The 8,222-nt window shown below is 75.3% G+C and carries 5 protein-coding genes and 1 tRNA gene; 5 read left to right on the top strand and 1 reads right to left on the bottom strand.

What is annotated here, in order from left to right:
* The first annotated feature begins 149 nt into the window (after positions 1-149).
* The 3 genes from AB0D46_RS20455 (at position 150) to AB0D46_RS20445 (ending at position 2,362) form a co-directional block, all read left to right on the top strand.
* Positions 150-929, top strand: a complete 780-nt coding sequence (locus tag AB0D46_RS20455; protein ID WP_362879234.1) for an HAD-IIA family hydrolase — start codon at positions 150-152, stop codon at positions 927-929.
* Between the two features lie 138 nt (positions 930-1,067).
* Entirely contained in the window at positions 1,068-1,703 is a 636-nt protein-coding gene (locus AB0D46_RS20450; RefSeq protein WP_362879232.1) for a hypothetical protein, read from the top strand.
* Positions 1,700-2,362, top strand: coding sequence for a class F sortase (locus AB0D46_RS20445; RefSeq protein WP_362879230.1), 663 nt, complete (start codon positions 1,700-1,702; stop codon positions 2,360-2,362). Before AB0D46_RS20450 ends, AB0D46_RS20445 begins: the two co-directional genes overlap by 4 nt.
* Before the next feature lie 79 nt (positions 2,363-2,441).
* On the opposite strand, the gene AB0D46_RS20440 is transcribed toward AB0D46_RS20445, so the two are convergent.
* A tRNA-Lys gene (locus tag AB0D46_RS20440) sits at positions 2,442-2,515 on the bottom strand.
* 227 nt (positions 2,516-2,742) lie between these two features.
* Between AB0D46_RS20440 and AB0D46_RS20435 the strand changes: the two genes are divergently transcribed.
* The gene (locus AB0D46_RS20435; RefSeq protein ID WP_362879248.1) at positions 2,743-4,155 is read left to right on the top strand and encodes a peptidoglycan-binding protein; all 1,413 of its coding nucleotides are present in this window, start codon (positions 2,743-2,745) and stop codon (positions 4,153-4,155) included.
* Between the two features lie 11 nt (positions 4,156-4,166).
* Entirely contained in the window at positions 4,167-7,967 is a 3,801-nt protein-coding gene (locus AB0D46_RS20430) for an SPFH domain-containing protein (RefSeq protein ID WP_362879228.1), read from the top strand.
* Positions 7,968-8,222 lie beyond the last annotated feature (255 nt).

Here is an 8,222-nt window from a genome sequence, read left to right as displayed (position 1 = left end):
CCCGCCCCCCCCCGGGGGCCCCCCCCCCCCGCCGGGCCGCCCGCCCCCCCCCCCCCCCCCCCCGACACGGATAGGGTGGTTCAGACCAGAGGCCCCCGAGGCCAGTAGGCCTCCGAGGTCAGAGGCCCCGCAGAGCGGAGAACAGTCCCGTGGCAGAGCGCAAGCCGATCGAATCCTGGCTCACCGACATGGACGGGGTCCTCATCCACGAGGGCACCCCGATCCCCGGTGCCGACGCCTTCATCAAGCGGCTGCGCGAGTCCGGCAAGCCCTTCCTGGTGCTGACGAACAACTCGATCTACACCCCGCGCGACCTCCAGGCCCGACTCAGCCGGATGGGCCTCCAGGTACCCGTGGAGAACATCTGGACCTCGGCGCTCGCCACCGCGAAGTTCCTCGACGACCAGCGCCCGGGCGGCACCGCCTACGTCATCGGCGAGGCCGGCCTGACCACGGCCCTCCACGACATCGGCTACATCCTCACCGACCACGAACCCGACTACGTGGTGCTCGGCGAGACCCGTACGTACAGCTTCGAGGCCATGACCAAGGCCGTCCGCCTGATCAACGGCGGCGCCCGCTTCATCTGCACCAACCCCGACGAGACCGGCCCCTCCACCGAGGGCCCGCTGCCCGCCACGGGCGCCGTCGCCGCGCTGATCACCAAGGCCACCGGCAAGAAGCCGTACTTCGCCGGCAAGCCCAACCCGCTGATGATGCGCACCGGGCTCAACGCCATCGGCGCGCACTCCGAGAGCAGCGCCATGATCGGCGACCGGATGGACACCGACGTGCTGGCCGGACTGGAGGCGGGCATGCAGACCTTCCTCGTGCTGACCGGCCTGACCACGGCGCAGGACACCGAGAAGTTCCCCTACCGGCCGACCAAGACGGTCAACTCGATCGCGGACCTCGTCGACCTGGTCTGAGCGCCGCGCCGGCCTCCGGACCGGCCGCGCCCATGCGCGGCATTGGCGCGAACGGCTGACACATACGGGCCAAGAGAGCGCCGCTCCGGATGCGGATCGGCGCGTCGCGCGTGAATCTCCTCGTAGAGGAGGTTCACCATGCGCAGTTCACTGTTCGCTCTCCGTGTCGCGGGGGTGGCCGTCGCCCTGACGGCATGCTCCGTCGTGACCGCCCCCACCGCCCTCGCCAACGAATGGGACCGCGGCGGAGTCTCCGCGGAACCGAACCCGGCCGAGCCGGGAGCACTGGTCAAGCTGCGCGTGCGCGGCTGTCACGGCGGCTGGGGGCTGGCCCACTCCTCCGTCTTCGTGTCGGAGGTCCGCCTGTCCGACGGCCGCGACGGGCAGGCGCTGTACGGCGAGGCGATCGTCCGCTCGCACGCCGAGGCCGGCTGGCACGAGATCCGCGTGAAGTGCGACGGCAAGGGCGGCCACGGTGACAAGGGCGGCAAGGGCGGCAGCGAGGAGCTGCGGGGCTCGATCGAGGTTCGCCACCGCGAACACCACCGCCCCGATCCGTACCGTTCGCCCATCTGGCCCGTCCACGCGGGCGGCGGCGGCATGTCGGCGCAGCTCGCCGAGACGACGCGGCTCGCCGCGGCGACGAAGAAGGGCCACGGCGCCGACGGCCCGGGCCTGCCGCACACCCTGATCGGAGCGGCCCTCGCGGCCGTGGCCACCCTGGCGGTCGCGGGCCGCGCCCTGACCCTGCGCCGTCGCCGCAGCGGCGGATGAGCGAGGACCGGGCCACCGCGGGCGGCCGGCTGCTGACCTTCGCGGCCTGGTCGGTGCTGGTCCTGGGCCTGTGGCTGTGGGGCAAGGAGATCACCGGTGTGCCGTCCGGTCCGCAGGCCGGGCAGGGCGGCGGCCCGGTGGGTGCGGGCATGCCCGCCGCCCACGCCCCGATGTCCGGGGCGATGCCCGCCCGGATCGACGTACCGTCCATAGGCGTCCAGGCCCCGGTGATCTCGCGGGGCCTGGACTCCCAGGGGTCGATCGACCCGCCGCCGTACGAACTGCCGGGCACGGTCGGCTGGTGGGGCGCGGGCGCCGCGCCGGGTGCGGCCGGGACGGCGCTGATGGTGGGGCACGTGGACACGAAGTCGAAGCCGGCGGTGTTCTTCGGCCTGGCGACGGTGAAACCGGGCGCCAAGATCCGCGTCGCCCGCGCGGACGGAACGGTCGCCGAGTTCACCGTCGAGGACGTCAAGACGTACGAGCGAACCGGCTTCGACCCCAAGAAGGCGTACGGGCCACGGGTCGGCGGCCGGGCCGAACTCCGGCTGGTCACCTGCGGCGGCGCCTACGACAAGGCGGCCAAGCAGTACTCGGCGAACGTGGTGGTCTCCGCCTACCTGACGGGCGCGGGCGTCCGCTCCGGCACCGCGGTCTGAGGCTCCGCACGAAGTGACCCGCACGGCGCAACGGGAGAAGCCCTCCACAGCTTTCGCTGTGGAGGGCTTCTCCTTGTCGTGCGCCGCCAGGGACTCGAACCCCGGACCCGCTGATTAAGAGTCAGCTGCTCTAACCAACTGAGCTAGCGGCGCCTGCTGACAGAGAAAACTCTACCCCACCTCAAGGGTTGCTCGTGACCAGCCGCGCCCGCGCTGTCCGATTAACCCATGTTTGGGGTGTTTATCGTGCACGATATGTCTGGTCGAGCCGAATCTGATGCCCCGCCAGATGCGTGCCCGGCCGACCAGTGGACGAGCAGGGGAGTGGACGGAACCGCATGACGACGCAGCCTCCGGTGCACGAGCAGCCGCCGGCACCGATGCCGATGCCGGTCTTCGAGGACTACCAACCCGCGGGCGACTGCGCGTGCCCGGGATGCGCGCAGAGGCGTCGCGCCCTCGCGCGCGGGCGGGCCATACCGCTCCGGGACGGCGGCCACCCGGCCGCACGCGGAGCCCGCCGGGCGCTGGTGCTCGCCACCGCGGCCGGTGTGGTCCTGGGCGGAGGCGGATCCGCGGTGGCCCTGCACACACCGGCCCCGGGCCCGGGGCCGGTGACCCTGGACGACCCCGACACCCCGCAGGGCGGCCGGGCCCCGCTGCACGGACGCCCGTCGACCGTCACGCGCCCGCCGGGCCTGCCCGGCGCCCCGTCGGCGGTCCGACGCATCGACCGGGCGACGATCATCAACCGGGCGAAGCGGTGGTTGGACGCCAAGGTCCCCTACAGCATGTCCGCGTACTGGACGGACGGCTACCGGCAGGACTGCTCGGGCTACGTCTCGATGGCCTGGAACCTCGGCACCAACGAGTGGACCGGCAGCCTCCACACGTTCGCCACCCCGATCACCAAGGACGAGCTGCTGCCGGGGGACATGCTGCTCTTCCACAACCCGGCGAACCCGAACAACGGCTCCCACGTGACCCTGTTCGGGGGCTGGGCCGACGCGACACGCACCCACTACATCGCCTACGAGCAGACGCGCCCGAACACGCGGAAGCAGGCCACGCCGTACGCGTACTGGAACAACGCGACCAAGTACCTGCCGTACCGGTTCACCGGGGTGGCGGGCGGGATCGTGCCGGACGCGCCACAGCCCGGACCGTCCCCCGTCGTCTCGACGGTCTTCCCGGGGACGTCGAAGTTCGGACCGGGCGCGGACAACGCGCACGTCGCCGAGCTCGGCGCGATGCTAATCGGCCGGGGCGCGTCCCGCTTCTACCCGCAGGGCGCGAGCCGGAAGTGGAGCGACTCCGACCGGCAGGCCACGCAGGCCTTCCAGCGGGCGCAGGGCTGGACGGGCACCGACGCCGACGGCGTCCCCGGCTCGCACACCTGGCGGCTGCTGGTGGAACGCGGCGGCAAGGACATCCCGCCGGGGGCCCCCGGCGGTACGACGACCCCCACCACCCCCACCACCCCCACCACCCCCACCAGCCCCACCGCGCCCACCGCTCCGACGGTTCCGATCGGTCACGCGGGGCCGGGCGGAGTGGCGGCGTACCCGGGGGCGCGGGTCTTCCGCCCGGGCACGTCCCATCCGGCCATCGGCGCCCTCGGCCGGCAGTTGGTGAAGAAGGGCTTCGGCAAGCACTACACGTCCGGTCCGAGCGCCCGCTGGAGCGAGGCCGACCGCCGCAACGTCGAGGCGTTCCAGCGCGCCCAGGGCTGGCGCGGCTCCTCGGCCGACGGTTACCCGGGCCCGGAAACCTGGCGGCGGCTGTTCGCATGACGGAGGCAACGATGTACCCCACGCGCACCACGTCCACGACGGGCACCCTCCACGTCCCCCCGGCGTTGCCCCCGACCCGACACACCCCCGCGACGCGACCCCCGACCGCGGCCGGGACGCCTGCCGCGTCCCATCCCGGCGACGACTTCGCCGCCGACCCGGCGTCCGGGCCCGCGTCGGCGCCGGCCGCCGACCGCACGCCCCGATCCGGTGAAGTCCCGACCGCCGGTCCCGCCGGTCCCGCCGGTCCCGCCGCCTGGACGTCGACCCCGGCGCGGGGTCACTCCCGCGAGGCGGAGTCCTGGGCGACGCCCGACCGGTCGTCGGAGCGGGCCCCGGCGCAGCTGTGGCAGCCCGGTGCCGGCTACGCGTCCCGGTTCGCGGAACCGACGGAGCAGGCGGGCTCGTACGCGGCCGGCCGGTCCGAGGAGTTCGGGGCTGCCGGTCCGGGCGGTCGGGCGTCGGCTCCGGCACGGGGTCGCTCCCGTGAGGCGGGGTCGCTGGAACAGGCGGGTTCGTACGTGGCCGGTCGGTCCGAGGAGTTCGGGGCTGCCGCTGCGGGCGGTCGGGCGTCGGCTCCGGCACGGGGTCGCTCCCGTGAGGCGGGGTCCGCGTCCCCGTACGCGGTCGGCGCCGCCGATCCGTTCGGACGGGTCCGGCCCGAGCCGGCCTCGATCGGGGCTCGGACGTCGGCTGCCGACCGCGAGTCGGAACACCGCTCCGAGTACGCGGACCCGGCGCGGGGTGCGGCCCTGGAGGCGGAGTCCGCCGCCCCGTACGCGGCCCGGGCGGCGGCGTTCGCGGATGCGGCTTCGGCCGCGTCGGGTTCCGGGGCGGACGAGGCCCGTGCCCGGGGCGCGGACCGGTCGTCGGAGTACCGCGCAGGGCGCGACGGCCCGGCGGAGGAGGCCGCCCGGGCGGGACGGCCCGAGGCCGCGCCGGCCACGGCCCGTTCCGGCGCGGAGTACCCCGGCCGGGTCCCGGCCGAGGGCCGCGTGCAGGAGTACGCGGGAGCGCAGGCCCAGCTTCCGGTCCCGGCCGGAGCCTCCGGGGCGGAGCCCCTGACCGGCGGAGTCCTCGTACCGGAGGGACAGGCTCCGCCCCCGGCGGGCGGCCGTTTCGCCGGGCCGGCGGCGTACCCGGCGCGGCCCCACCCGCAGGACGCGGCGCCGGCCGGCGTTCCGGTGGCGCGGCCGGACCCCGCCGAGCCGGAGGCCCCGGCTCCGCGCCGAGGCCGGTGGATCGAGGTCCCGACCGCCGGTCGGGGCCGGTCCTACTCCGCACCGGACCGGGAGGGGAGCCCGGCGGAGCCGTACCCGACCGACGGCAACCCGCCCTCCGTACCGGGTCGAGAAGGCGCTTCGACCCCGCGCGGCGACAGCGCGTCCACCTCCACGCCGACGCGCCGCGGCCTGCCCACCGCCCCGGAGCCGGGCGACGCGACCCCGTTCGGCCCCGCGCCGCAGCCGACCGAAGCCACGACCGCCGGCAACTCCGCCTCACCGCCCCTTCGCGGCGCGCACACGGCGAGCCAGTCCTCCCGCCACGACGGCCTCCCGGACCGGGAGGCCAGCGGTACGGGCGACTCGGTTCCGCAGCACGCGGGCATCGCGTCTGCTGAGGACTTGCGCGGCGCGGACGCGGCGGGTTCGGGCTCCCGCTACGACGGCCTCCCGGGCCGGCAGGCCAGCGGTACGGGCGACTCGGTTCCGCAGCACGCGGGCATCGCGTCTGCTGAGGACTCGCGCGGCGCGGCCACGGCCGGTTCGGGCTCCGGCCACGACGGCCTCCCGGGCCGGCTGGCCAGCGGTACGGGCGACTCGGTTCCGCAGCACGCGGGCATCGCGCCTGCTCAGGACTCGCGCGGCGCGGCCACGGCCGGCTCGGGCTCCGGCCACGACGGCCTCCCGGACCGGCAGGCCAGCGGTACGAGCAACTCCGCCCCCCAGCACGCCCGCACCCCGTCTGCTCAGCACCCCCGCGGCGCGGGCACGGCGGGTTCGGGCTCCCGCCACCACGGGATCCCGGTGTCTCTGGACTGGAGCGGCAGCGACACGGCCGGCTACGCCTCGCGTCGCGATGCGGTCTCGACCGGTTCGGACCGGCGGGGCAGCGAAAGGGGCAGCTCCATCACCCCCCACGGCAATGCCACGGACGTCGCCCCCCGCCACGACGGCGTCCCGGGCGCGCCCGAACGCGGCAACACCGGCGTCCCCGTGCCCCAGCACGCCGGGGTCACGGCTGCTCAAGACCCGCGCGGCAGCGACACCGGCGTCCCCGTGCCCCAGCACGCCGGGGTCACGGCTGCTCAAGACCCGCGCGGCAGCGGCACCGGCATCCCGGCGTCGCAGCACGCCGGCCTGCCGGCCACCCCGGACCCGCGCGGCAGCGACACCGGCGTCCCCGTGCCCCAGCACGCCGGCCTCCCCAGTGCCCCCGACCCGCGCGGTGACGTGCTGGTGGCCCCCGCTCAGGCGGAGGCCGCAACGGCCGGGTCCGGGGCGGGGTTGGACATCCCCCACCCCGCGCCCGAGGCGGCCCCCGGCCACCCCCGGAGCGAGCTCTGGCCGGCCGAGGCGCCCGCCGACCCCCCGAGGGGAAGCGGGATTCCCGGTCCCGACCCCGGCCCCGACGGGACCGTCCACCCGACACCGACCCCCGACGTGGCCGGGCTCGTCGCCCGGGCCGTCGCCCGCGGCATGGACGCGACGCGGGAGGAGGACGACACCCAGGACCTGCCCCACGTCCGCCCCGCGCGCGGAGCCGCGGTGACGGAGATCCCCGTCCACCTCCCGTTCCGCGCCCACCCGACCCCGACCACGCCGGCCCCGGCCGACCCGGCCGACCCCGCCGCGAGCCCGGCCCGGCGTCCCGGCGGCAGCACCCGGCTGCCCGCCGGCCGCCGCGTCCCCCGGGGCGACGACCGGCTCCGCGAGCACCGCGGCCCGGTGCTCCCCGGCTGGTTCGCCCTGGCCGTCGGCGCGCTCGCCATGACCGGCTGCGCGGCCCTGCTGTGGCGGGCGGGCACCGTGCCGGCGGCCCTCGCCGAGGCGTTCGGGGTGACCCCCCGCCCCTACCGCGGCCTCCGCGTCACGCACTGGCCCCCGCTGGCCTTCCTCGGCATCGTGACCCTCCTCGCGCTCGGCGGCCTCGGCCGGGCCAAGGCCGGTCACGCCTGGGTGCTCACCCTGTTCGGGCGCTATCGCGGCACGGTCCGCCGTACCGGCCTGACCTGGGTCAGCCCCCTCCTGCTGCGCCGCCGCGTCGACGTGCGGCTGCGGCACTGGCGCAGTGAGCCGATGCCGGCCGTGGACTCCGGCGGCCTCGCCCTCCAGGTGGTCGTCCAGGTCGTCTGGCAGGTCAAGGACACCGCCCGGGCCACCCTCGCCGTCGAGGACCACACGGACTACCTCGCCGAGCAGGTGGAGTCGGCCATGGCCCGGGTGCTGTCCCAGCTCCCCGCCGACGCCTTCCACGAGGACGCCCCGACTCTGCGCGACGCCGAGGCCGTCGGCGACGCGCTTACCCGGATGCTGGCGGCCGAGACCGAGGCCGTCGGGGTGGAGGTGTTCTCGGCGCAGCCGACCCGGATCGAGTACGCCCCGGAGGTCGCGGAGGCCATGCGCCGTCGCCGGGTCGCCGCGATCGACGCCAAGCACCGGGACGCCGTCCTGAGTTCGGTGGTCGACGCGGTCGACGACACCGTCCACCGACTCACCTCGCGCGGGATCGTCGAACTGGACGACTACGAGCGCAAGGCCCTGGTGAAGGACCTCACCGTCGCCTTCTACACCGGCCGCGCCGAGCAGTAACACCGAACGGGAACACCGCAAACACCGGGAACACCGGCAGCACCGCAAACACCGGCAGCACCGCAAACACCGGGAGCAACGAGGGCAACAGGAACACCGGTCCGTCCCATGGACCGGACCAAAGGGAACGGGTGGCCGGTCATGACCGGACCACCCGTTCTCGCATTGGTATAGACATGGCCAACTCCCGTCAATACTGTGGAACTTGGTCTAGACCTAGAAGCTCGTCACCCTCCCCACGCGCGCGCACGCTCC

It is taken from the genome of Streptomyces sp. NPDC048383 (assembly GCF_040651775.1).
Classification (GTDB): Bacteria; Actinomycetota; Actinomycetes; order Streptomycetales; family Streptomycetaceae; genus Streptomyces.
The sequence above is the reverse complement of the archived record's forward strand: the minus strand, read 5'-3'. Positions and strand labels throughout refer to the sequence as shown.